The sequence below is a fragment of the Streptomyces sp. NPDC096176 genome (genome assembly GCF_044763255.1).
Lineage (GTDB): Bacteria > Actinomycetota > Actinomycetes > Streptomycetales > Streptomycetaceae > Streptomyces.
In genome coordinates this window covers 98,313-122,441 of record NZ_JBIWFV010000006.1, presented here as the reverse complement: position 1 = coordinate 122,441, position 24,129 = coordinate 98,313, and the positions used below count along the sequence as shown (strand labels likewise).

At 71.0% G+C, this 24,129-nt stretch carries 24 protein-coding genes; 18 read left to right on the top strand and 6 right to left on the bottom strand.

The genetic code is table 11. From position 1 onward, the window contains the following. Nucleotides 1-283: 283 nt before the first annotated feature. From aceE to ACIQ7Q_RS18205, 3 genes are all read left to right on the top strand, one after another. Entirely contained in the window at nucleotides 284-2,953 is a 2,670-nt protein-coding gene (gene aceE, locus ACIQ7Q_RS18215) for a pyruvate dehydrogenase (acetyl-transferring), homodimeric type (protein ID WP_403862492.1), read from the top strand. A gap of 98 nt (nucleotides 2,954-3,051) precedes the next feature. Then, a complete protein-coding gene (locus ACIQ7Q_RS18210; protein WP_403862489.1) occupies nucleotides 3,052-3,870 on the top strand; it encodes a MerR family transcriptional regulator in 819 nt (272 codons plus the stop codon). Between the two features lie 19 nt (nucleotides 3,871-3,889). Beyond that, nucleotides 3,890-4,855, top strand: coding sequence for a helix-turn-helix transcriptional regulator (locus ACIQ7Q_RS18205; protein ID WP_403862486.1), 966 nt, complete (start codon nucleotides 3,890-3,892; stop codon nucleotides 4,853-4,855). A 27-nt stretch (nucleotides 4,856-4,882) separates the two neighbouring features. Here the strand turns inward: ACIQ7Q_RS18205 and ACIQ7Q_RS18200 are convergent, their stop codons facing one another. After that, nucleotides 4,883-5,815 (bottom strand): SDR family oxidoreductase, encoded by a 933-nt coding sequence (locus ACIQ7Q_RS18200; RefSeq protein ID WP_403862483.1) that lies wholly within the window; start codon nucleotides 5,813-5,815, stop codon nucleotides 4,883-4,885. A gap of 133 nt (nucleotides 5,816-5,948) precedes the next feature. Here ACIQ7Q_RS18200 and ACIQ7Q_RS18195 point away from each other — a divergent pair, with 133 nt between their 5' ends. Further along, a complete protein-coding gene (locus ACIQ7Q_RS18195; RefSeq protein ID WP_403863559.1) occupies nucleotides 5,949-6,470 on the top strand; it encodes a DUF4240 domain-containing protein in 522 nt (173 codons plus the stop codon). A gap of 58 nt (nucleotides 6,471-6,528) precedes the next feature. Here ACIQ7Q_RS18195 and ACIQ7Q_RS18190 read toward each other — a convergent pair whose 3' ends face one another. Further along, nucleotides 6,529-7,029 (bottom strand): GNAT family N-acetyltransferase, encoded by a 501-nt coding sequence (locus tag ACIQ7Q_RS18190; protein WP_403862480.1) that lies wholly within the window; start codon nucleotides 7,027-7,029, stop codon nucleotides 6,529-6,531. 44 nt (nucleotides 7,030-7,073) lie between these two features. On the opposite strand from ACIQ7Q_RS18190, the gene ACIQ7Q_RS18185 reads away from it, so the two are divergent. Continuing rightward, entirely contained in the window at nucleotides 7,074-7,973 is a 900-nt protein-coding gene (locus tag ACIQ7Q_RS18185; protein ID WP_403862477.1) for a TIGR01777 family oxidoreductase, read from the top strand. A 213-nt stretch (nucleotides 7,974-8,186) separates the two neighbouring features. Further along, nucleotides 8,187-9,545 carry an NAD(P)/FAD-dependent oxidoreductase gene (locus tag ACIQ7Q_RS18180; RefSeq protein WP_403862474.1) on the top strand — a complete coding sequence of 453 codons (1,359 nt, stop codon included), beginning with the start codon at nucleotides 8,187-8,189 and terminating at the stop codon, nucleotides 9,543-9,545. A gap of 144 nt (nucleotides 9,546-9,689) precedes the next feature. Here ACIQ7Q_RS18180 and ACIQ7Q_RS18175 read toward each other — a convergent pair whose 3' ends face one another. Beyond that, on the bottom strand, nucleotides 9,690-11,141 hold the full coding sequence (locus ACIQ7Q_RS18175; RefSeq protein WP_403862472.1) for a regulator: 1,452 nt from the start codon (nucleotides 11,139-11,141) through the stop codon (nucleotides 9,690-9,692). A gap of 241 nt (nucleotides 11,142-11,382) precedes the next feature. Between ACIQ7Q_RS18175 and lipB the strand changes: the two genes are divergently transcribed. From lipB to ACIQ7Q_RS18155, 4 genes are all read left to right on the top strand, one after another. Further along, nucleotides 11,383-12,255, top strand: coding sequence for a lipoyl(octanoyl) transferase LipB (lipB, locus tag ACIQ7Q_RS18170; RefSeq protein WP_403862469.1), 873 nt, complete (start codon nucleotides 11,383-11,385; stop codon nucleotides 12,253-12,255). Between the two features lie 122 nt (nucleotides 12,256-12,377). After that, a complete protein-coding gene (lipA, locus tag ACIQ7Q_RS18165; RefSeq protein WP_403862466.1) occupies nucleotides 12,378-13,352 on the top strand; it encodes a lipoyl synthase in 975 nt (324 codons plus the stop codon). Nucleotides 13,353-13,588: 236 nt separating this feature from the next. Beyond that, a complete protein-coding gene (locus tag ACIQ7Q_RS18160) occupies nucleotides 13,589-13,798 on the top strand; it encodes a hypothetical protein (RefSeq protein ID WP_403862464.1) in 210 nt (69 codons plus the stop codon). 19 nt (nucleotides 13,799-13,817) lie between these two features. Further along, nucleotides 13,818-14,525 carry a DUF4191 domain-containing protein gene (locus ACIQ7Q_RS18155; RefSeq protein ID WP_403862461.1) on the top strand — a complete coding sequence of 236 codons (708 nt, stop codon included), beginning with the start codon at nucleotides 13,818-13,820 and terminating at the stop codon, nucleotides 14,523-14,525. A gap of 109 nt (nucleotides 14,526-14,634) precedes the next feature. Here the strand turns inward: ACIQ7Q_RS18155 and ACIQ7Q_RS18150 are convergent, their stop codons facing one another. After that, complete coding sequence (locus ACIQ7Q_RS18150) at nucleotides 14,635-15,102, bottom strand: RDD family protein (RefSeq protein WP_403862458.1); 468 nt, start codon at nucleotides 15,100-15,102, stop codon at nucleotides 14,635-14,637. A 207-nt stretch (nucleotides 15,103-15,309) separates the two neighbouring features. Between ACIQ7Q_RS18150 and glnA the strand changes: the two genes are divergently transcribed. The 5 genes from glnA (at nucleotide 15,310) to ACIQ7Q_RS18125 (ending at nucleotide 19,548) form a co-directional block, all read left to right on the top strand. Next, on the top strand, nucleotides 15,310-16,719 hold the full coding sequence (glnA, locus tag ACIQ7Q_RS18145; protein ID WP_403862455.1) for a type I glutamate--ammonia ligase: 1,410 nt from the start codon (nucleotides 15,310-15,312) through the stop codon (nucleotides 16,717-16,719). Nucleotides 16,720-17,177: 458 nt separating this feature from the next. Continuing rightward, nucleotides 17,178-17,831, top strand: a complete 654-nt coding sequence (locus ACIQ7Q_RS18140; protein WP_403862453.1) for a hypothetical protein — start codon at nucleotides 17,178-17,180, stop codon at nucleotides 17,829-17,831. Between the two features lie 66 nt (nucleotides 17,832-17,897). Further along, a complete protein-coding gene (locus tag ACIQ7Q_RS18135) occupies nucleotides 17,898-18,002 on the top strand; it encodes a hypothetical protein (protein ID WP_403862450.1) in 105 nt (34 codons plus the stop codon). A 47-nt stretch (nucleotides 18,003-18,049) separates the two neighbouring features. Further along, entirely contained in the window at nucleotides 18,050-18,643 is a 594-nt protein-coding gene (locus tag ACIQ7Q_RS18130; RefSeq protein ID WP_403862448.1) for a GNAT family N-acetyltransferase, read from the top strand. A gap of 41 nt (nucleotides 18,644-18,684) precedes the next feature. After that, on the top strand, nucleotides 18,685-19,548 hold the full coding sequence (locus tag ACIQ7Q_RS18125) for an MOSC domain-containing protein (protein WP_403862445.1): 864 nt from the start codon (nucleotides 18,685-18,687) through the stop codon (nucleotides 19,546-19,548). A 7-nt stretch (nucleotides 19,549-19,555) separates the two neighbouring features. On the opposite strand, the gene ACIQ7Q_RS18120 is transcribed toward ACIQ7Q_RS18125, so the two are convergent. Beyond that, a complete protein-coding gene (locus tag ACIQ7Q_RS18120) occupies nucleotides 19,556-19,822 on the bottom strand; it encodes a hypothetical protein (protein ID WP_403862443.1) in 267 nt (88 codons plus the stop codon). Nucleotides 19,823-19,944: 122 nt separating this feature from the next. Between ACIQ7Q_RS18120 and ACIQ7Q_RS18115 the strand changes: the two genes are divergently transcribed. Beyond that, complete coding sequence (locus ACIQ7Q_RS18115) at nucleotides 19,945-20,307, top strand: arsenate reductase family protein (RefSeq protein ID WP_403862440.1); 363 nt, start codon at nucleotides 19,945-19,947, stop codon at nucleotides 20,305-20,307. Nucleotides 20,308-20,751: 444 nt separating this feature from the next. Next, a complete protein-coding gene (locus tag ACIQ7Q_RS18110; RefSeq protein ID WP_403862437.1) occupies nucleotides 20,752-21,453 on the top strand; it encodes a hypothetical protein in 702 nt (233 codons plus the stop codon). A gap of 220 nt (nucleotides 21,454-21,673) precedes the next feature. Here ACIQ7Q_RS18110 and ACIQ7Q_RS18105 read toward each other — a convergent pair whose 3' ends face one another. Beyond that, nucleotides 21,674-22,597: a Gfo/Idh/MocA family protein gene (locus tag ACIQ7Q_RS18105; protein WP_403862434.1), complete on the bottom strand. Its 924-nt coding sequence runs from the start codon at nucleotides 22,595-22,597 to the stop codon at nucleotides 21,674-21,676. A 244-nt stretch (nucleotides 22,598-22,841) separates the two neighbouring features. Here ACIQ7Q_RS18105 and glnII point away from each other — a divergent pair, with 244 nt between their 5' ends. Then, a complete protein-coding gene (gene glnII, locus ACIQ7Q_RS18100) occupies nucleotides 22,842-23,873 on the top strand; it encodes a glutamine synthetase (RefSeq protein WP_403862431.1) in 1,032 nt (343 codons plus the stop codon). Nucleotides 23,874-24,129 lie beyond the last annotated feature (256 nt).

Genomic DNA, 24,129 nt, shown 5'->3' with positions numbered 1-24,129 from the left:
ACCGGGGAACCGGGGGCACCACGCCCTCGGACCGGGCCCCCACCCGAGAACGCCGCGCCCACGCGGCCACCGCGGCCACCCCGGCCACCGCGTCCGGGAAAGACCGTTTCGTACCGGCACGGCGTGCCCACTTTCGCGGCACTGGATGCCAATTTGGTCCCAGACTTTGATCGATCATCGATCAGAGACTTACAGTCGTCCACGGGTTCACCAACCCGTCGCCCTGTCCTGCCAGACACGGCACCCCTATCTCCACCCCCCTCCTGTCCGGAAGGCGGCGATCATGACCGACCCCGTAGGCAAGCTTCCGAGCGAGCTCGACCAGCTCCCGGACCGTGACGCCGAGGAAACCGCCGAGTGGGCGGCGTCCCTCGACGCCGTCGCGGAGCACGCAGGCCCGCACCGCGCCGCGTACTTGATGCGCCGCACGCTCCAGCACGCCGAGAAGGCCGGTGTGGCCCTGCCCCGCCTGCTGGAGACGGACTACGTCAACACCATCCCGACCTCCGCCGAGCCCGCCTTCGACGGCGACGAGGCGATGGAGCAGCGCATCGCGGCCTGGAACCGCTGGAACGCGGCGGCCATGGTCACCCGCGGCTCCCGGTACGGCGTCGGCGGCCACATCGCCACCTTCGCCTCGGCGGCCTGGCTGTACGAGACCGGCTTCAACCACTTCTTCCGCGGGAAGGAGGGCGACGGCTCCGGCGACCAGCTCTACATCCAGGGCCACGCCTCCCCGGGCATCTACGCCCGCGCCTTCCTCGACGGCCGCCTCACCGAGGCACAGCTCGACAATTTCCGGCAGGAGTCGGGCGGCAACGGCCTGCCGTCCTACCCGCACCCGCGCCGGCTGCCCTGGCTGTGGGAGTTCCCCACCGTCTCCATGGGTCTCGGCCCGCTCTCCGCGATCTACCAGGCTCGCTTCAACCGCTATCTGCACAACCGCGGGATCAAGGACACGGCGAACTCGCACGTGTGGGCGTTCCTCGGTGACGGCGAGATGGACGAGCCCGAGTCGACGGCGGCTCTCGCCCTCGCTTCGCGCGAGCGGCTGGACAACCTGACCTTCGTGATCAACTGCAACCTGCAGCGTCTCGACGGCCCGGTCCGCGCCAACTTCAAGATCGTGCAGGAGCTGGAGGCCCAGTTCCGCGGCGCCGGCTGGAATGTCGTCAAGTCGCTGTGGGGTTCGGCCTGGGACGAGCTGTTCCAGCTCGACACCACGGGCGCGCTGGTGCGCCGCCTGCGCGAGGTCCCGGACGCGCAGTTCCAGACGTACGCGACGCGTGACGTGGCATACATCCGTGAGCACTTCTTCGGCGCGGAGCCGGCGCTCGTCGAGCTGGCGAAGCTGCTCAGCGACGCGAAGATCGCCGAGTGTTTCCACACCTCCCGCGGCGGCCACGAGGCCCGCAAGGTGTACGCGGCGTACAAGGCGGCCGTCGAGCACAAGGGTGCGCCGACGGTGATCCTGGCGCAGACGGTGAAGGGCTACACGCTCGGCAAGGGCTTCGAGTCCAAGAACGCCAACCACCAGATGAAGAAGCTGACGATCGACGAGTTCAAGGGCATGCGCGAGCTGCTCGGGCTCCCGATCGCGGACAGCGCGTTCGAGGACGGCCTCGTTCCCTACGGCCACCCCGGCGCCGACTCGCCGGAGGTGCGCTACCTCCAGGAGCGCCGCGCCGCCCTCGGCGGCCCCGCCCCGGCCCGCCGGCTGCACGCCTCCGCTCCGCTGCCCCAGCCGGAGGAGCGCGCGTTCAAGGCGCTGTACAAGGGCTCCGGCAAGCAGGAGATGGCCACGACCATGGCGTTCGTTCGCCTGGTCAAGGACCTGATGCGGGACAAGGAGACCGGTAAGCGCTGGGTTCCGATCGTCCCGGACGAGGCCCGCACCTTCGGTATGGAGTCGCTGTTCCCGTCGGCGGGCATCTACTCGCCGCTGGGTCAGACGTACGAGCCGGTCGACCGCGACCAGTTGATGTACTACAAGGAGGCCAAGGACGGCCAGATCCTCAACGAGGGGATCACCGAGGCCGGCGCCATGGCCGATTTCATCGCCGCCGCCACGTCGTACGCGACGCACGGCGAGACGATGATCCCCTTCTACATCTTCTACTCGATGTTCGGCTGGCAGCGCACGGGCGACCAGATGTGGCAGCTCGCCGACCAGCTCGGCAAGGGCTTCATCGTCGGCGCCACCGCGGGCCGTACGACGCTGACCGGTGAGGGCCTGCAGCACGCGGACGGCCACTCGCACCTGATCGCGGCCACGAACCCGGCGTCGCTGAACTACGACCCGGCGTTCGCGTACGAGATCGCGGTGATCGTCAAGGACGGTCTGCGCAGGATGTACGGCCCCGACGCGGAGGACGTCTTCTACTACCTCACCGTCTACAACGAGCCCAAGCCGCAGCCCGCCATGCCGGAGGGCGTGGAGAAGGGCATCGTCAAGGGCCTGTACCGCTTCAACGAGGGCTCGGCGGGCGCCGACGCGCCGCGACTCCAGCTCCTCGCGTCCGGTACGGCCATCCACTGGGCGCTCGAGGCCCAGCAGCTGCTGGCCGCCGACTGGAACGTGGCGGCCGACGTGTGGTCCGCGACGTCGTGGGGCGAGCTGCGCCGTGACGCGCTGGAGGCGGACGAGGCCCTGCTCCGCGGCGAGCAGCGCACCCCGTACGTCACCCAGGCGCTGGAGGGTGCGCCGGGCCCGGTCCTCGCGGTCTCCGACTGGATGCGCCAGGTTCCGGACCAGATCAGCCAGTGGGTGGAGCAGGACTGGTCGTCGCTCGGCACGGACGGCTTCGGCCTGTCCGACACCCGTGACGCCGCGCGCCGCCACTTCGGCGTGGACGCGCAGTCGATCACGGTCGCGGCGCTTGCCCAGCTCGCCAAGCGCGGCGAGGTCCCGGCGTCCGCCGTGAAGGAGGCGCGCGAGCGCTACGGCCTGTAGAACCGGCTCACATGGGCCCCCGGAGGCAGCTGCCTCCGGGGGCCCCGTGCGCGATGCTTGACCTTGACACCGTGTGAAGCCGTGCAGTGGGAGTCGTCATGTTCACCATCGGAGACTTCGCCAGGCACGGTCGCGTCTCGGCCCGCATGCTGCGTCACTACGACGCCATCGGGCTGCTGCGCCCCCAGCACACCGACGCTTTCACCGGCTACCGCTACTATTCCGCCGTACAGCTCGACCGGCTCAACCGGATCGTCGCCCTCAAGGATCTCGGCTTCACGCTGCAGCAGGTGCAGGAGATCCTCGAGGACAAGGTGACCCCGGAGGAGCTGCGCGGCATGCTCAAGCTGCGGCAGGTGGAGCTGGAGGAGGCGATGTCCGTGGCGGCCGCAAGGCTGGCGCAGGTCGAGGCGAGGCTCCGGTCGATCGAGAGCGAGGGGCGCATGCCCACCCAGGACGTCGTGATCAAGACCCTCCCGGCGGTGCGGATCGCCGAACTGTCCGCCGTCGCCGCCAGTTACGCACCCGAACACATCGGCCCGGTCATCTCCCCGCTGTACGACGAGCTGTTCACGCGGCTGAAGGCGGCCGGCGTCACGCCGATCGGACCGGGCGTCGCCTACTACGAGGACGCGCCCGAGGGCGACGGCACGATCCTGGTGCACGCCGGCTGCACCGTCGCGGCCGGTGCGGCCGACGGTCAGAACTTCGAGATCGTCGACCTCCCGGCCGTCGAGCGGGCGGCGACGATCGTGCACCGCGGGCCGATGGACACCATCATGCCCACGGAGCAGAACCTGGCCCGCTGGATCGACGCGGGCGGCCATGTCTCGGTCGGCTACGCCCGCGAGGTCTACCTGGAGTGCCCGCCGGACAAGCAGAAGTGGGTGACGGAGCTCCAGGTACCGCTGGCCTGAGCTGCGCCATGATGAGGGCATGCGCGCGGCCCGGCTGATCAAGATGGTGCTGCTCCTGCAGTCGAGACCGTCGATGACAGGGGCGGAGCTCGCCCGCGAGCTCGAGGTGTCCGAGCGCACCGTCACCCGGGACGCGCTCGCCCTGTCGGAGGCCGGTGTCCCGGTCTACGCGGACCGGGGCCGAGCGGGCGGCTACCGGCTCGTCGGCGGCTACCGCACCGGGCTGACCGGCCTCGCCCGCACCGAGGCCGAGGCCCTGTTCCTGTCCGGGCTGCCGGGCGCCCTGCGGGACATGGGGCTCGAGGACGCGGCGTCCGCGGCACGCCTGAAGGTGACCGCGGCGCTGCTCCCGTCGCTCAGGAACGCCTCCGACTCCGCGGCCGGCCGTTTCCATCTGGACGCCCCCGGCTGGTACCAGGAGCCGGAGACCCCGGAGCTGCTGCCGGTGATCGCGGAGGCCGTGTGGGACGACCGCCGCATCCGGGCGACGTACCGCCGCCGGGACGCCGAGGTCGAACGGGAGTTGGAGCCGTACGGGCTCGTACTGAAGGCCGGCGTCTGGTACCTGTGCGCCCGGGCCGGCGGCACGTTCCGGGTGTACCGGATCGATCGGTTCTCGTCGGCCGCGGCGGACGAGGAGTTCTTCGAACGCGACGACGACTTCGACCTGCCCGCTTTCTGGGAGGAGCGCGCGGCGCAGTTCGCGCGCTCCATCCTGCGCGCCGAGGTCGTCGTCCGCGCCACCGAGGACGGCGCACGGCGGCTGCCGTACGTGACGGACCGCGCCGCCGCGCTGGAGGCGCTCGCCGCGGCGGGGCCACCGGACGGGGGCGGCAGGGTGACGGTGACGCTGCCGGTGGAGTCCCTCGACGTGGCGTACAGCCAACTCCTGTCCCTGGGACCGGAGGTGGAGGTCGTGGAGCCACAGGAGCTGCGCGACCGCTTCGCGGGGGCGGCGGCCGGGATGCGGGACCTCTACCGGTAGTCCCGCACCGCCGCCGGCCCCGCCCCGCTACCGGTAGTCCTCCACCGCCGGTGTCCGGCCCGCCTGCTCCGCCAGCATGTATCCCCACACGTCGGGCCTGCTGCCGTCCGCGTCCGTGACGCCGTACTCCCTGGCCAGCCGGCCGCTGTCGAGGGACTGTCCGTTCCAGCGGGACAGCTCCGGGTCGGCGGCGAGTGCCGCGACCCCCCGGCCCAGATACACGGGCGACTCGGACAGCGCCCAGTGGGGCGGCTGCTTCCCGATGCCGTCGCGCCAGTTCTCCTCCGTCAGGCCGAAGATGTCGAGCATCTCCTCGGAGCGCAGGAACCCGGGGGTGACCGCCACAGCCGTGCAGCCGACGCTCTTCAGCTCCTCGCCGAGGGTGAACGCCATCCGGATCGGGCCGTTCTTGGCCAGGTCGTAGTAGAAGTTCTCGCGGAAGCCCTGGTTGGTCTCCGCCGTGCCGTCGGTGACCTCGATGACCAGGCCGCCCGGTTCACGGACCAGCAGGGGCAGCGCGATGCTGCTGGTGATGATGTGGCTCCTCACCCCGAGGTCGATCATCCGCAGCCCCCGCCGCAGATCGACGTCCCACATCTTCGTGTCGAAGTCGAGCAGGAAGTTACCGCCCCAGATGTCGTTGACGAGGATGTCGAGCCGGCCGTGGTCGCGGTCGACGCGTTCCACGAGCGCCCGTACCTGATCCGCCTCCAGATGGTCGGTGGGCACGGCGATTCCGTCGCCGCCGGCGGCGGTGACCAGTTCCGCGGTCTCCTCGATGGTCTCGGTCGGCCGGCCGACCTCGCTGACACGCTCCCGGGTGGTCCGGCCGGTCACATACACGGTCGCGCCCGCGGCGCCGAGCTGTACGGCGATGGCGCGGCCCGCGCCCCGGGTGGCGCCCGCGACGAGCGCGATCTTGTTCGAGAGGCTGCCGTCCAGCGGCTTGTTCGTCGTCATGAACCGACCGTCGCACGGATACCGGACATCCTCTGTCCGGTATGACCCGTGCAGGTGCCTCCGATTGCGAAACAGCCGCTTTTCGGCGGCTCCGCGTGCGCCGCCCTCCGCCAACCACGATGCTGGACCCGTGATGGACGAGACGGAGTTCTGGGAGATCATCGACAGCACCCGCGAGGCCGCCGAGGGCGACCCCGAGGACCACGCGGAGCTGCTCGTCGAGAGGTTGCTGCAACTCGACCCCGATTCCGTGCTCGACTTCGCGCGGCATTTCGAGGCCCGCTACAACCGCGCCTACACCTGGGACCTGTGGGGTGCTGCCGCGGTGCTGCTGGGCGGGGCGAGCGACGACGCCTTCGACTACTTCCGTTGCTGGCTGATCGGGCAGGGCCGGGAGATCTTCGAGGGCGGGGTGCACGAACCGGACTCCCTGGCCGAGTTGCTGGAGGAGTTCGACGAGGACATCGACGGCGACGGCGAGGAGCTCGGGTACGCGGCGGACGAGGCGTACGAGCAGCTGACCGGAGTCGACGCACCCGACCTGGGCATCCCCGTGCAGTCGGCGGAGCCCGCCGGCACACCGTTCGACTTCGACGACGACATGGCGCTGGCGCAGCGCTTTCCCCGGCTGTGGGAGCGGTTCGGCGGGCTGTGAGCGGACCGCACGGCTCTGGGGCCCGATCTCGGGTCCGTTGCGCCGCACTCAGTTCCCGTCAGTTTCCGTCGAGGGTCCGGCCCATGAGGACGTCGTCCACGTACCGGCCGTCGAGGTGGAACTCGCCCGGCAGGACGCCTTCCACGACAAAGCCCTCCGCCTCGTAGAGCGCCCGTGCCGGCGCGTTGTGGGAGAGCACCCGGAGCGTGATGCGCCGAGCGCCCTGGCGCCGGGCCTCGTCGCACGCCGCACGCAGCAGGGCCCGCCCGACACCGCGCCCCCGCCCCCGGGCGGCCACGGCGAGGCCCTGGATCTGGCGGACGTGCTGGTTGCAGGCGAGCGGCGTGGGCGGTGCCAGCCGGATGTAGCCGACGATCGTGCCGTCGGCGTCCTCGGCGACGAGGAACTGGTCCGGCCGGTGCCTCGGGTCGAAGAACGGGTCGTACGGGGGCTGCGGCCGGGGCGTCACGGCGTGCGTCGGCGACCAGGCGGCACGGTCGAGCTCGCCGAGCTCCGCGTCGTCGGCGCGGCGGGCGGGGCGTATGTGCGACTCGGGCATGGAGCCACTGTGTCACGGCGGACGACGAGGGCAGGATGGGCTCCATGCAGAGATCTCGAATTGCCGTCACCGGCGCCTCCGGACTCATCGGCAAGGCGCTGGTGCACTCGCTGCGCGCCGACGGACACGAGGTGGTGCGTCTGGTCCGGCGCCCGCCGAGCGCCGGTGACGAGGTGGAGTGGGATCCGCAGCGGCAGCACGTGGACGTGGCGGGCCTGGTCGGCTGCGAGGCCGTCGTGCACCTCGCGGGAGCGGGGGTGGGCGACCATCGCTGGACAGACGCGTACCGCAAGGAGATCCGCGACAGCAGGGTGCTCGGCACGGCGGCGATCGCGGAGGCCGTCGCCTCCCTCGACGTGCCGCCACGGGTGCTGGTGAGCGGGAGCGCCGTCGGCTACTACGGTGACACCGGCGACCGGCCGGTGGACGAGAGCGCGCCGCCCGGGGACGGCTTCCTGCCGCAGGTGTGCGTCGAGTGGGAGGAGGCGGCGGCCGCGGCCCAGGAGGCCGGGGTACGCACGGCTTTCGCCCGCACGGGCCTGGTGGTGGCCCGGCAAGGCGGCGCGTGGGGGCGCATGTTCCCCCTGTTCAAGGCGGGTCTGGGCGGACGGCTGGGCAGTGGCCGTCAGTACTGGAGCTTCATCGCCCTGCACGACGAGGTCGCCGCTCTGCGGCACATCCTGGACACCGAGTCGCTGTCGGGACCGGTGAATCTGACGGCGCCGGAACCGGTCACCAACCGGGAGGCGACGGCGGCCATGGGCCGGGTCCTGCGCCGCCCGACACCGTTCGCGGTTCCGCAGCCGGTGCTGCGCGCGGCGCTCGGCGACCTGGCGTCCGACGTACTGAGCAGTCAGCGGGCGCTGCCGGCACGGTTGTTGGAGTCCGGTTTCTCCTTCGCGTTCCCGCGCATCGACGAGGCGATCAGGGCCGCGGTGCGGTAGGACGTGATCGGGGCCCGCCGCGGTGGACGGATGGCTTCGAAGGGACGCGGGGGCGCCAGAGGCGCCGCGTGCGCCCCCGCGCTCCGGTGCTCCGCGGTGTGCGCGACCTCCACGGCCCCATACCTCCTTAGTCTCGGTCCGAACTCGGGTATTCCTCGGGCCTGTTGGGGGCATGACCCTCGCACCAGCCGCGCCGACCTCGGGGAGGGGCACGTGCTCAGCACCGCTCATGATGCGGATGTCGTCATCGTCGGGGCCGGAATCGCCGGACTGTCGGCGGCCCACCGTCTGACCAGTGCGGGTGTCACGGTCAGCGTCGTGGAGGCCGCCCCCGTGGTGGGCGGCAGAATGGCCACCGAGCAGCTCGACGGTTTCCGGCTCGACCGCACAGGCCAGTTGCTCAGTACCGCGTACCCGGAGCTGCGCCGCACGGCGGCGCTCCGGGACGCCGATCTGCGGATGTTCGCGCCCGGTGTGCTCGTGCACAGCGGGGGCCGGCTCCAGCGGACCGGCGAGGTGGGGGCCTCTCCCCACGCTCTGCGGAGCGTGGGCCGGGGGACGCCGAACGCCCCGAGGGGCGTGGGGGTCGCATTCACCGTTGCGCGCGCCCTCGCGAGCGCCCCTCGGCCCCGCCAGCTCGACCAGGCACGGCTCGGGGCGGCGCTGGCCCGCCTCGCCGCGACGCCCGTGGACCGGATCCTGGCCCGCCCTGAACGGACCGCCGCGGAGGCGCTGTACGGCCGCGGGCTGCCGGCCCGTACGGTGCACGGCTTCCTGCGCCCGCTGCTCTCCGCCCTGCTGAGCGACCCGGATCTGACCGCCACCTCGAGCCGGTGCGCCGATCTGGCGTTGCTGGGCTATGCCCGTGGCCGCCTCTGCGTGCCGGCGGGCGGTGCGGCGACGCTGCCCGAACTGCTGGCGGCGGGACTGCCGGAGGGAGTCGTACGGACGGGGGCGCGGGTCACGGACGTCTCGACCACGTCGGTGACCACCGAGGAGCACGGCATCCTCCGCTGCCGTGCCGTGCTGCTGGCCACGGGGGCGGGGGCCGCCGCCGGGCTGCTGCCGGGGCTGCGGGTTCCGCCGTTCCACGCGGTGACCGTGTTCCACCACACCGCGCCCGAGTCCCCGTTGCGGGAGCCGTCGCTCGTGCTGGACGCCGACCGGACGGGTCCGGTCTCGCACACCACGGTGATGAGCGAGGTCGATCCGTCCCGGGCGTCGGACGGCCGGGTGCTGATCTCGTCGACGGTGCTGGGTGCGCGGTCCGCGGGGAAGGACCTGGAGCGACGGGTGCGCCGGCATCTGGCGATGCTGTACGGCACCCGCACCCACGGGTGGGAACTGCTCGCGGTCCACCACGACCCCCGGGCGGTGCCGGCGTCGCCCGCCCCGCACGATCTGCGACGTCCGGTGCGGGTGCTGTCCGGCCTCTACGTCTGCGGCGACCACCGCGACACGGGAACGGTGCAGGGCGCTCTGCACTCGGGCCGCAGGGCGGCGCAGGCGGTGCTCAGCGACTTCGGCATCCGGCCCGGCCACGCGGCGAAGCCGCTGACGGCGGCGGCCTGAACCTCGGCGGACGGGGCCGCCACCCCGCCCGCCGGCCGCCGGTGCCCTCGGAGCCGCCGAAACCCGGGCGGCCTCGGCCCCGCCGCCGAAAGCCGGAGCCCCCGGGCGCGTACCGCCGAAAGCCGGACACCCCCGGCGCGGCCCTCAGCCGAGGGCCGCCACGCGGTCGCGGTACGTGCGGACCGGGGCCGCGTCGCGGTACGGCTCCAGGCGGCGTTCGAAGTCCCGCACGTACTCCGCCGCCCTCGCCGACCGCATCTCCGACGCCTGCAGCGCCGCCTCCGCTCCCAGCGCGCAGGCCTGGTCCAGTTCCCCGAGGCCGAGCCGGGCCGAGGCCAGGACGACGCGGGAGAAGAGCCGGCTGCGCGCGAAGGCCGGGGCCTGCAGCTGGAGGGAGCGTTCCGCGTGCTGGGCCGCGGTCCGGTACTGCCGCAGGTCCCGGTGGCAGTGGCCGAACTCGTGCGCCAGTTGCGCCTCGTCGAAGCCACGCGCCCAGTGCGGCACGTCGTCCCCGGGCCTGGCCGTCTCCAGTGCCCGCTCGGCCCGTACGAGCGCCGCCGTGCACGCCCGTGCCTCGCCCAGCACTCCGTGCCCACGGGCCTCCACCGAGTGCAGCAGCGCCTGCACGAGCGACGGGGCCGACGGTCCGACGCCCTGCTGCGCGACCCTGGTCAGCTGCACGGCCTCCCTGCCGTGGCCGAGGTAGACGGCCTGGCGGCTCATGGTGACCAGCACATAGGAGCCGTACGCCCGGTCGCCCGCCGCCTGGGAGAGTCGCAGCGCCTGGACGTAGTACCGCTGGGCGAGACCGTGCGCCGCGATGTCGTACGAGGTCCAGCCGGCCAGTCTGGTCAGCTCCGCGGCCGCCCCGAACAGCCGCCTGCCCGTGGTCTCGCCGTACGTGCCGCGCAGCATGGGCTCGGCCTCGTGCTCGAGGTAGCGCACCAGGGCCTGCCGCGCGTGCCCGCCGCCGTACGCGTGGTCGAGGGCACGGAACAGCTCACCGACCGAACGCAGCGCCGCGATGTCACCGCCGGAGACCCGCTGGCAGGGCCCCCGGTCGGTGGTGCCCCGCTGCCGGGGCACCACCGACCGGGGGCCCTGCATGGGGACCCGCCCCGAGCCGGTGTGCGCGGCGTCGCCCCTGCCCACGTGCTCGTCGGCCCGCCCGATCAGCCAGTCCCTGCTGGGCACCACCAGGCCGGCCGGGGTGAACGCGATCTTGCGCAGTTCGGCGTGGCTCCCGGAGTCCTTGCGCCACAGGCCGCTGACGATGTCCACGGCTTCCTCGGGGGTGGCGGCGAACTCCAGCCCCGCGTACACGGGCGCGCAGGCGTCGAGTCCCAGGTCCTGGGCGGTCAGCCGCCGGCCGAGTCTGCGGGTGAACACCTCGGCGATCAGCGCGGGGGTGGTGCCGCGCGGCTGCTGCCCTCGCAGCCAGCGGGTGACGGAGGTCTTGTCGTAGCGGAGGTCGAGGCCGTGCTCCACCCCCAGCTGGTCCACTCGGCGGGCGAGGCCGGCATGCGAGAAACCGGCCTCCGCGATGAGTGCCGCGAGCTGCCGGTTGGGGGTGCGCTGTGTGGTCCGTTCCGTCATCGGTTGTGGGGTCTCCTGCCTTCCGGGCCGGGAGCAGCCCTCTTGGAACGGCGCGAATTTAGCGGCCTTCCAAGGCCATTCCGCCACCTTCGCCCCACATTCATCCGATCGTGTGAGGATTGATGCCGGTGCTGACCATGGGGCTGACGGCGTCGACCTGCCCGGCCGCCTTGTTTCCACCCGCCGTACAGTGACTGGGGCCCGGTTCACCGCCGGGCGGAGGTTCTAGGGAGGCACAGCCGTGAGTGAGCTGCGGTTCGTCCGACTGGGGTTCGGCGACAAGGCAGTCGAGTACCGGGAGGCATGGCAGAAGCAGCGCGAGGTCCACGCCGCCCGCTTCGCCGACGAGATCCCGGACACCTGTCTGCTGCTGGAGCACCCGCCCGTCTACACGGCCGGCCGGCGCACGGAGGACAGTGAGCGCCCCCTGGACGGCACGCCGGTCGTCGACGTGGACCGCGGCGGGAAGATCACCTGGCACGGTCCGGGCCAGCTGGTGGGCTATCCGATCCTGAAGCTGCCCCGGCCGGTGGACGTCATCGCGCACGTACGGCGTCTCGAGGACGCGCTGATCGCGACCTGCGCCGAGTTCGGCGTGGAGACCAGCCGGGTGGAGGGCCGCAGCGGTGTGTGGGTCCTCGGCGATCCGCTGGAGCAGCGGCCCGCGATCGGCGGGCTGTCGCTGGACTTCGATCCCCGCCTTCAGGACGACGAGTTCGACCCGCGGCTGAGCGGGCCGGAGTACGCGCCCTCCAACGCCGGCCAGCGCCGGGAGGACCGCAAGCTGGCCGCGATCGGCATCCGTATCGCCAAGGGCGTCTCGATGCACGGCTTCGCGCTGAACGTGAACCCGGACAACACCTGGTTCGACCGGATCGTGCCCTGCGGCATCCGCGACGCGGGCGTCGCCTCGCTGGCGAACGAGCTGGGTCGCGACATCACGATCGAGGAGGTGCTCCCGGTTCTGGAGAGGCATCTGCGCGAGGTGCTGGAGAGCGCCGAGCCGCGGCCCCGCGAGATCGAGAGGCCGGAAGCCGAGAAGCAGGAGGCCGGACAGCAGGAGGTCGTGCAGCAGGAGGCCGTGCCGCAGGAGGCCGAGAAAGCCTCCGTCTGACGCCTGCCGAGGGCACCGGGGGAATGCGTCCCTCTGGCCATGGGTTGGCCAGACGTAATGCCGCACTTTTAACGGGCGTACTCTGGTGTTCGCCGAAGAATCGAAGCTGTAGGGAGCCGGTCGTGTCCGCAGTCGCACCCGACGGACGCAAGATGCTGCGTCTGGAGGTCCGCAACAGCCAGACCCCCATCGAGCGCAAGCCCGAGTGGATCAAGACCCGGGCGAAGATGGGTCCCGAGTACAACCAGCTGCAGAAACTGGTCAAGAGCGAGGGTCTGCACACGGTCTGCCAGGAGGCGGGCTGTCCCAACATCTTCGAGTGCTGGGAGGACCGCGAGGCGACCTTCCTCATCGGCGGCGACCAGTGCACCCGGCGCTGCGACTTCTGCCAGATCGACACCGGCAAGCCGCAGGCCCTCGACCGTGACGAGCCCCGCCGGGTCGGCGAGTCGGTCGTCACGATGGACCTGAACTACGCCACGATCACCGGCGTCGCCCGCGACGACCTGGAGGACGGCGGCGCCTGGCTGTACGCGGAGACGGTGCGCCAGATCCACGCGATGACGGCGGACCGCGAGAGCGGCCACACCAAGGTCGAGCTGCTGATCCCCGACTTCAACGCGGTGCCCGAGCAGCTGGCCGAAGTCTTCTCCTCCCGCCCCGAGGTGCTCGCGCACAACGTCGAGACCGTGCCGCGGATCTTCAAGCGGATCCGTCCCGGTTTCCGTTACGAGCGCTCCCTCGAGGTCATCACGCGCGCCCGTGAGGCGGGGCTGGTGACGAAGTCGAACCTGATCCTCGGCATGGGCGAGACCCGCGAGGAGGTCAGCGAGGCGCTGCAGCACCTCCACGACGCGGGCTGCGAACTGATCACCATCACGCAGTACCTGCGCCCGTCGGTGCGCCACCACCCGGTGGAGCGCTGGGTGAAGCCCCACGAGTTCGTGGAGCTGAAGGAGGAGGCCGACGAGATCGGCTTCTCCGGTGTGATGTCGGGGCCGCTGGTCCGTTCGTCGTACCGGGCCGGCCGTCTCTTCCAGCAGGCGATGGAGGCCCGTGGAGCCGGCGCCGCAGCCCCGGTCGCCAAGGCTGTGTGAAGTCAAGCACAGCAACTACCGGCCGGTAACGGCCAGTTGGACGCGGTCCGCACCCTCCCCGCAGGTCGGGGGCGAGGTACGGGCCGCGTCGGCGTTTTCCGGCTGTACGCGACCCGCGATTTTGTCCTTCATCAGCGTTTGACCACCCGGTCACGCCCTGGTAACACCAATCAGTGACGCTGAACTCACGCACAGCTCCCACTCATCGCCGCTCACCCCGAGGGGGAACCTTCACCATGCAGGCCGCGCCGGTACGTCACGTCAGTGCCCACCCGATCCCGTCCGTCACCGGCGCGCTGCGCGCCGTCGAGTCCCTCCTGCTCTCCGGTGGCCAGCGCACCGCCCGCCGCAACGCGTGGACCGCGGTCCTGGAGGACCGCCGCAGGGCCAAGGACCGGGTCGAGGCCCAGCACGTACTGGAGGCCGTGGCTGCCCGCACTTCTTAGGCCACGTAAACTTCCACGTATGGCGAGGAAGGCAAACTCAGACAGCGCTGACGCAGCTGCGAACCCGGGGCGACTGAAGCAGATCGCTCTGACGTACAAGATGACCCGGAAGGCCGACCCGAAGGTCGGTCTTGTCGTCGCGGGTGTGGGCATCGTCACCTTCGGTGTCTTCCTCGGGATCGGCTTCCTGATCGGCCATCCCGTATACCTGGGCATCCTCGGGTTCGTGCTGGCCTTTCTGGCCATGGCGATCATCTTCGGACGGCGCGCGGAGCGGGCGGCCTTCGGGCAGATGGAAGGCCAGCCGGGCGCGGCGGCCGCGGTCCTGCAGAACGTGGGACGCGGCTGGACCACGACCCCGGCGGTGGCGATGAACCGCAACCAGGACGTGGTGCACCGCGCGGTCGGCAAGGCCGGCATCGTGCTGGTGGCGGAGGGCAACCCGAACAGGCTGAAGGCCCTGCTCGCGGCAGAGAAGAAGAAGATGAACCGCATCGTCGTGGACGTCCCCGTGCACGACATCGTGGTCGGCAACGACGAGGGCCAGGTGCCGCTGAAGAAGGTGCGCACCACGATGCTCAAGCTCCCCCGGGTACTCACCGGCCCCCAGGTGACGTCGACCAACGACCGACTGCGCGCCATGGGCGACCTGATGAGCAACATGCCGCTGCCGAAGGGTCCGATGCCGAAGGGCATGCGGATGCCGCGCGGCGGAAAGATGCGCTGACGCGACGAACGACCGAACGAGGCAGGCGGCCGGGACGATGTCCCGGCCGCCTGCCTCGTTCATGCGCTTGGTCCCGGGCAGTGCCCGTCGCTCAGATCCTCACCCACGCTCAGATCCGCACCTGCACGGCGCGGGCGAGGCGGTCGTGCAAGCCACGGCCGTCGCGGTCCCAGATGAGCGCCGGGATCGCGAGGCACAGCAGCACGCTGCGTACGACGACCCAGCCGGTGCCGAGGCGTCCGCCGTTCTCGGAGATGACCCGCAGGCCGAGGAGGCGCTTGCCGGGGGTGAACCCGACCGTCCCCACGGTCAGCATGCTGAGCACGAAGAAGATGCCGAGGGCCCAATTGCCGGCCGCCTGCCGGTCACCACCCGCGAACAGTCCGTATGCGATCAGGAAACACAGTCCCCAGTCGATGAAGAGCGCCACGAAGCGCCGCCCGAGAGGGGCGACGGAGCCCGGTCCCGTCTCCGGCAGTCCGAGCCGCTGACCCCGGTATCCGAAGTCGACGCCCATGCCCTCGGCCGCCGCGCGGGGCCCGGAGAGCCACGATCCGATTGCTTGCCTGTTGTCCACCCGTCCACGGTACTGTGCCCGGTTTCACCCTCCTGCGCCCGGGGCCGATCCGGCTCCGTGACTTCCGTCCGGTTAACTTCGACGAAACAAATGGGTCATGCTGGAGAAATCCCGTCCGCCTACGGTCGAGACCAGCGTGTGCCACCGCACTGGCCTCACGGACGAGCTGCAACCCCGCCCCTCCCGGGTGGGAGTAGGAGGAGTTGGATGTTCCAGAACGCCGACGACGCGAAGAAGTTCATCGCGGACGAGGACGTCAAGTTCATCGATGTCCGGTTCTGCGACCTCCCGGGCGTGATGCAGCACTTCACGATCCCGGCTGCGGCGTTCGACCCGACGGAGGAGCTTGCCTTCGACGGCTCGTCGATCCGCGGCTTCCAGGCCATCCACGAATCCGACATGGCGCTCCGTGCGGACCTGTCCACCGCGCGTGTGGACCCCTTCCGCCGCGACAAGACGGTCAACATCAACTTCTTCATCCACGACCCGATCACCGGCGAGCAGTACAGCCGTGACCCGCGGAACGTGGCCAAGAAGGCCGAGGCGTACCTCGCGTCCACCGGCATCGCCGACACCGCCTACTTCGGTCCCGAGGCCGAGTTCTACGTCTTCGACAACGTGCGCTTCCAGACCTCGGCGAACGAGTCGTTCTACCACATCGACTCCGAGGCGGGCGCCTGGAACACCGGCGCGCTGGAGAACAACCGCGGCTACAAGGTCCGCTACAAGGGCGGTTACTTCCCGGCCCCGCCGGTGGACCACTTCGCCGACCTCCGCGCGGAGATCTCCCTGGAGCTGGACAAGAACGGCCTCCAGGTCGAGCGCCAGCACCACGAGGTCGGCACCGCCGGCCAGGCCGAGATCAACTACAAGTTCAACACGCTGCTCGCCGCGGCCGACGACCTGATGCTCTTCAAGTACATCGTGAAGAACGTCGCCTGGCGCAACGGCAAGACCGCGACCTTCATGCCGAAGCCGATCTTCGGAGACAACGGCTCCGGCATGCACGTCCACCAGTCCCTGTGGCAGGGCGGCTCCCCCCTCTTCTACGACGAGCAGGGCTACGCGGGCCTCTCGGACACCGCCCGCTACTACATCGGCGGCATCCTCAAGCACGCTCCGTCGCTGCTGGCCTTCACCAACCCGACGGTGAACTCGTACCACCGCCTGGTCCCCGGCTTCGAGGCCCCGGTCAACCTGGTCTACTCGCAGCGCAACCGCTCCGCTGCGATGCGTATCCCGATCACGGGCTCGAACCCGAAGGCCAAGCGCGTCGAGTTCCGCGCCCCGGACCCGTCGTCCAACCCGTACCTCGCCTTCTCGGCGCTGCTGCTCGCGGGCCTTGACGGTGTCAAGAACAAGATCGAGCCGGCCGAGCCGATCGACAAGGACCTCTACGAGCTGGCCCCCGAGGAGCACGCGGGCGTCCCGCAGGTCCCGACCTCCCTCCCGGCGGTCCTCGACGCCCTCGAGGCGGACAACGAGTACCTGCAGGCCGGCGGCGTCTTCACGTCCGACCTGATCGAGACGTGGATCGACTACAAGCGCACGAACGAGATCGCGCCGATCCAGCTGCGTCCGCACCCGCACGAGTTCGAGCTCTACTTCGACATTTAAGAACGCCACAGGTCAGAGAGCTGACCTGGACCGTCTGTGGGCCGTCGGCCGCGCTCTTCCTTCGCTGGAAGGGCGCGGTCGACGGCCGTTTGCGCCAGTGGTGCCCAGGCCTCGGCCGGCACCGCGTCGCGACCCACCGAGCCATCAGAACCGGGCGGCTTGAAACACCGGAGCTCGACGCGAAGATCCAGGCTGTCGAGCAATCTGCAGAAGGACACAGGCATCCGATACCTCGCTCGTCGCGGCGCTCGCGGACGCATGGAGGGCGTACCCGCAGCAGGGCGGCATCGGGAAGACGGTGTGGTTCGAGATCGGCCACGGCGTGCGGCAACGCCCCGGGTGTGCTGACCTGGATGCAAGTCGACGCACGTCACGCCCCGGGCCCGCCTGTAGGCGGGCGCCGGCCCGCAGCCCCGGCTCCCGCAGCCCTGGGCGAGGGGCCGTGACAAGGAGGAGCCATGTCCGACCCGGCGAAGCCGTCCCGGCACCAGAGCGGTATGCGCGACGAGCGCTACGGCGAGGTCCTGCTCATCTCGCCGGATGAGCGCGGCGGTCTCAAGGCGGCCGTCTACACTACCTACGGCCTCAATGACTGCCCCCTCGACAAGTGGAACGCGCTTGATGCGGGCGCCCTGGCGGCGGAGTTCGGCGTCCCTGCCGTGTTCCTGAACGGGCCACGGTTCTGGACCATCGACGAGGTCACCACGTACGCCTGGGGCGATGTCGAGAAGTTCGACGGCCTTGAGGCCCGCTGGGCGGCCGAGGTCCGCATCCCGCCGGACGTCGACGTCACCGCGGGGCAGGGCAGGAAGCACTACGTGGCCACCACGGTGGACCGGGACACGGAGTACGTCCTGAAGGCCGGCAGGCCCACGTACGCGCTGACCGACGCCGAAGGCCGGACGTATGTCCTGCAGGCGTACTCGCACACCGTGGACGACAGCCAGACCATGGAGGCCCTTGCCTCCCTCGGCGACCGGCTGCAGCTCCCGAAGGGCTGGCGGTTCCGCACCCACACCCCCGATCAGGACCTGCACGTGCGGACGGTCGACAAGAAGGCCACCGTCGTGCAGGACGAGTTGGAGAACACCTACATGCTCCACGCCCACTGATCTCCACCACCCGCCGGATCGAGGAGATCCGGTTACGTCAACGAGAACCCGAGACAGCCGATCACCGTGGCGGATCTCGCCGAGGCCGCTCACCTCGGGGAGCGGCAGCTCTCCCGCGTCTTCCGGACCGAACTCGGGACGACTCCGGACGCCTGCCCCGTTATGCACTAGTACATAATTTGATTGCGGCTAGTGCAGAGTCCGGCTAGGTTGAGGCCATGCCTGCCAAGACCCCCTCCCCCGTGACTCTGACCGGCCGCCATGTGCGGCTCGAGCCGCTCACCGAAGGGCACCTTCCCGACCTCTTCGCCGCGGGCGGGAAGGACGACGACGTGTGGCGCTGGCAGGGTGGGCCCACGCCGCAGACCGAGGAGGAGCTGGGCGACAAGCTCCGCGAGCTGCTGGCAGAGGCCGGACAGGGCAGGTACGTGCCGTTCGCCGTCATCCACCGCGAGTCCGGGCGCGCGGTGGGATGGACCACGTTTCTGGACGTCAGCGTGCACGACGAGCGCCTGGAGATCGGGTGGACCTGGTACGGGCGCGCGTACTGGCGGACCGCGGTGAACACCGAGGCGAAGCTGATGCTGCTCACGCACGCCTTCGAAGACCTGGGCATGGGGCGCGTCCAGCTGAAGACCGACCACATGAACCAACGCTCGCAGGCAGCGATAGCGCGCCTCGGTGCCCGGCGCGAGGGCGTGCTGCGCCGGCACCGGCTGCGGCCGGACGGGACGTGGCGGGACAGCGTGTACTTCTCGATCCTCGCCGACGAGTGGCCTTCCACCAGGGCGCGGCTCGAGGCCCGGCTGTGACCGCCGGGCCGGGACCGCGCAGGCCGGTACGCTCGGGCGGCATGGGGATCACTGTGCAGACGCTGACGTACTACCCGGTCAAGGGCTGCGCCGGTACCGATGTGCGGGCGGCGCGGGTCGGCGTCATGGGGCTGGAGCACGACAGGACGTTCATGGTCGTCGACGCCGTCGACGGCACCTTCCGCAGTCAGCGCGTGCTGCCGGGCATGGCCGCGGTCCGGCCCGAGATCGTCGACGGCGGGCGGTCCCTGCGGCTGAGCGCGGAGGGGTCGGAGAGCCTTCTTGTATCCGTCGACCCGGACGGCGAACGGCGGCCGGTGAGCCTGTTCGACAAGCCGGTCGGCCACGCGGTGGACCAGGGGGACACCGCGGCCGAGTGGCTGTCCGACGCACTCGGTGAGAAGCTGCGGCTGGTGCGGGTGCCGGACGGCTTCGACCGGGACGGCTGGGGCGAGACGCCGGGGAAGGTCGCGTACGCGGACGCACATGCCGTGCTCGTGGTCTCGCAGGCCTCGCTGGACCGACTGAACGCCCGGATCGAGGCCGCGGGAAGAGAACCGGTGCCGATGGACCGCTTCCGCGCCAACATCGTCCTGGACGGCTGCGCCGAGCCCCACGACGAGGACCGGATGCGGCGGTTGGAGCTCGGCGGTGTGCAACTCGCCCACTCCGTACGGGCGATGCGGTGCGCGGTGCCGCTGGTGGACCAGCGCACGGGGCGCCGTGCCGGTCCCGAGCCGGTGCGGACGCTCGCCACCTACCGGCGGGAGCCCGCATACGACAACAAGGTCAGCTTCGGGGCGAAGACCGCCGTGGTGCGCGACGGCACGCTGGCGGTCGGCGACACGGTGCAGGCGCGGTGGTACGAGAACGGGGCGCCGGACCCCCGGCGCCCCGTCTCCTGAGCATCGGTCAACGGCCGTAGCGGATCAGCGCCCTCACCATCCGGCATGTCGTGTCGGACGGCGCGTGGGCACCGATCCGCTCCGCCGTCGCCCGTATCCGGCGGTTGTCCGCCGTCGCCGGGTGGTAGACGCCGGAGTCGAGCAGGGCGATCGCAAGGCGCATGGCCTTCAGCCGGCGGTTGTGGGACACGTACCACTCGCGTGGCTGTCCGGCCGGGAGCGGCTTCTTCTGGAGCGGGGTCTGGGGCTTCGTCGTGAGTGTGGCAACGGCCATCGGCAACCTCCTGGCGCGGTGGCGGGACCATCCCGAACTACTGTTCATTCTACTGGCGGCCACTGACAATCGGCCCTGGCCAGACGGCGTTTGACCGCTTCATGGGCGGTACCGTGGAGCGTATGGAGATCTGGATCAACCCCGCCTGTTCCAAGTGCCGCAGCGCCGTCGAACTGCTCGACGCCGAGGGCGCCGAGTACACCGTGCGCCGCTACCTCGAGGACGTGCCGACGGAGGACGAGATCCGCGCCGTCCTCGAACGGCTCGGCCTCGAACCGTGGGACATCACCCGCACCGGCGAGGCCGTGGCGAAGGAGCTCGGACTCAAGGACTGGCCCCGGGAGGCCGGTTCGCGCGACAAATGGATCGCGGCTCTCGCCGGGCACCCGAAGCTCATCCAGCGTCCGATCATCACGGCGGACGACGGTTCCGCGGTGGTGGGGCGTACGGCGGAGGCGGTACGGGACGCGATGGGGCGCGGCTGACGGGAGGCTCTCCGGCGGAACCCTGCATACCGTGCTCGAACGGCCGCCGGGGACGAGCGGGCCGTTGTCAAGGCCGCGGCATGACAGGGGCTCGCGGTCGAGGGACTGGCCGCCTACCTGCATCCTGCGCGGGCGGGACGCGGAGACAGGGTGGACGGGAGGCACCGCACGGGCGGGACGGGCTGGTCGCCGGGTACGCGACACCACCCGAGCATGTGTCCGCGGACGCGCTCGACGCGCTGTGCCGGGCGCTGCCGCCGGAGTGACCTGCCGCTGGAGCGGGCCGCCGCAGAGGTGAGCCGCCTCCGAGGTGAACTGCCGGCACCTTAAGGAAAGTTAAGGAAGTGGCCCGTGCGTCCGGTGAGCAGGCGGCGACGGCTACTCGTACGTAACGGCACAAGGAACCATCCGGCCGCCCCCGCGGCCGGGGACAGGAGCCCTTACGTGTCACGCAAGAAGACCCTCAGCGGCAAGAAGAAGATCGCCCTGCTCGTCGGCGCCGCGGCCATGGTCGGCGGTACTGCGATTGTCATGACCGGGACAAGTCAGGCCTCGGTGGCCTGTGACGGGCTCGCTCAGGCGATCCGCAACAACGAGACCTTCATTGCCGGGCAACGGGCCAATCCCGACGCCCAGTCGGCGGCACGCATCGCCAACCGAGAGGCGGTGATCGCGCAGATCAAGGTCCAGCAGGAGGCGGCCGGCTGTGAGGCCGGCGGAGACGGCGGCCAGGCGGCGGCTCCCCCGGCCGCCGAACAGCCGCCGGCCGAGGCGCCGCCCGCAGAGGAGGGCGCAGAGCAGGGCGGCGGCCAGGGCGAGGACCAGGCAGGAGGCGAGCAGGGCGGGGGCGAGGAAGCCGGTGGCGAGGAGGCCGGCAACGCGGGCGGTGGCGCGGCCGGCGAGGTCGTCTGCGCCGGCTCGACCGTCACCCTCTCCGGCGAGGGCGGCGCACCGGCAGCGTCCAGCAGCGAGTTCCCCGTCGGCACCCAGCTCAAGGTGACCAACCTCGACAACGACAAGTCCACGACGGTCGAGGTCACCTCGGTATCCGGCAGCTGCGCCCTGCTGAACAACGCCGCCTTCGAACAGGTCCGCGAGGCGGGCAAGTTCCTGATCCGCAACGCGCGCATCGAGCGCGTCGGCTGATCCGATCCGGCCGCCGGACCCAAGGACGCGTACCGCAGTAGGCCTCCCCATCCACTGTCCCAGGAGGAGCTGCCGCCGGGCCGCACACCCGGCGGCGGCCTGCGGACGACCGTCCTGACCGCGCGGCCGCCCAGCCGTCGTAGCCGCAGGCCCCGGTAACGCCCCCCGCCGGACCTGCGGCTACGGCACCTCCCCGGCTCCGTCTCGGCCCCCGTCGGCCCTACGGCACCTCCCCGGCCAGCTGCGCCTCCGCCTCCGCCAGGATCTCCGTGAGCCGGACCCCGAAGCGGATGTCGCAGTCGTGCGCCTTGCCCGTCCGTACCGCCTCGAGCAGCGCGTCCACGGCCGTGCGGAACGAGTCCACCGGGTCGCCCCACCCGTCGGGGAGCTCCGCCCTCCCCCGCTCGCCCAGCAGCACCAGGCTCGTGCCGGCCGCCTTCCCCGGCGCGCTGAGGCCCAGAGTCACGGTGCTCGACGCCCCCGAGGCGTGCCGCAGCACCAAATGCACCGTGTCGGCGGGGCCGCGGCCGGCCGACAGCGTTGTCACATCGCCCAGCACCGGGGTCAGCGCCGAGAGCGCATGCGGGCCCACGTCCCACAGGCCGCCCTTCTCCCGACGCCACGGCGACGCCGCGAACGGGCTGTCCGAGCCCTCGTCCGCGTACAGCGAGCCGAGCCACTGCGCGTGCGCCGTGAACCATCCGTCCTCAGCGGCCTGTTCGGCCACCCATGGCGCCGTGTCCGCGGCGAACCGCAGCGTGCAGAACACCACCGACGCGACGCGCGCGTCCTCGGCCGCCGTTGCCACCGCCCGCGCCGCGGCCACGTCCGTGGCGACCGGCTTGTCCAGCAGCAGGTGACAGCCCGCCGCCGCGGCCCGGGCCGCGAGCGGGGCCTGGACGTCCGGCGGCAGCGCGAGGGCGACGGCGTCGCTGACGGCGAAGAGGGCATCGATGCCGTCGTCACCGGTGAACGCCGCCGTGCCGTGGGCGTCGGCGAGCGTCGCGGCCGCGTCGGGCCGCCGCCCCCACACTCCGCTGAACACGACATCCGGGTGACCGGCCAGCGCCGGGGCCTGCGTGCTCTCCGCCCACGGCCCGGCACCGAGGAGCCCGATACGCAGCTGCTGCGTCTGCTTCGTCATGCGCACCAGTGTGCACGGCGGCGGAACAGGCAGGTCTCGCGCATCTGGGACGTTCCGGCTCTTCGAGGCGGAGCACGGGTGCTGCCGCACAAGCACGGGACGGTGCGGGAAGCACGCCCGACACGCCGCTCCCGACGCACGCCTTTCTCTGCGTAACGTGGGGTTCACAAACGGGCAACGGCCGGGAAATCGCGTATTGCCAAGCTGCGCGGCATACCGCTGCACCCGCAAAGGATGAGACCCCGTGACCTTCAAGGCTGAGTACATCTGGATCGACGGCACTGAGCCGACCGCCAAACTTCGCTCGAAGACGAAGATCATGACGGGCTCCGCCGCCGGCCTCGACGAGCTGCCCATCTGGGGCTTCGACGGGTCCAGCACCAACCAGGCGAAGGGCCACGCGTCGGACCGCGTGCTCAATCCGGTCTTCACCTGCCCGGACCCGATCCGCGGCGGCGACGACATCCTCGTGCTGTGCGAGGTCCTCAACACGGACATGACGCCGCACGAGTCCAACACCCGTGCCGCGCTGGCCGAGGTCTACGGGCAGTTCGCCACGCAGGAGCCGATCTTCGGCATCGAGCAGGAATACACCTTCTTCAAGGGCTCCCGCCCCCTGGGGTTCCCCGAGGGCGGCTTCCCGGCCGCGCAGGGCGGCTACTACTGCGGCGTCGGCGCCGACGAGATCTTCGGGCGTGACGTCGTCGAGGCCCACCTGGAGAACTGCCTCCAGGCCGGACTGGGCATCTCCGGCATCAACGCCGAGGTCATGCCCGGCCAGTGGGAGTTCCAGGTCGGCCCGCTCGCCCCGCTCGAGGTCGCGGACCAGCTGTGGGTGGCGCGCTGGCTGCTGTACCGCACCGCGGAGGACTTCGAGGTCTCCGCGACGCTGGACCCGAAGCCGGTGAAGGGCGACTGGAACGGCGCGGGCGCGCACACCAACTTCTCCACGAAGGCGATGCGCGAGGGCTACGACGCGATCATCACCGCCTGCGAGTCGCTCGGTGAGGGCTCGAAGCCGCTCGACCACGTCAAGAACTACGGCGCGGGAATCGACGACCGTCTGACCGGCCTGCACGAGACCGCCCCGTGGAACGAATACAGCTACGGCGTCTCCGACCGCGGCGCCTCGGTCCGCATCCCGTGGCAGGTCGAGAAGGACGGCAAGGGCTACATCGAGGACCGCCGCCCGAACGCCAACGTCGACCCGTACCTGGTGACCCGCCTGCTGGTGGAGACCTGCTGCTCGGCGCTGGAGAAGGCCGGCCAGGTCTGAGCGCCTGAAGCTCCGTGAAGGGGGCGTCCGCCGACGAGGCGGACGCCCCCTTCCTGCTGCCCACGCACGGCCAGCAGCCGGGGACTTCGGCGGGATCGCCCACGCGCGGCCAGGAGCCGGGAACGTTGGCCGGATCACGTATCAACGTGTGAGAGGAGTCTGCTGCGGGCGCGTTGTGTCTGCTTGAATAGGGGCATGGTCAGGAATCAGAGGAGCGTCGCGACGGGTCGCACCGACCTCGAGCCGTTCTGGCCTT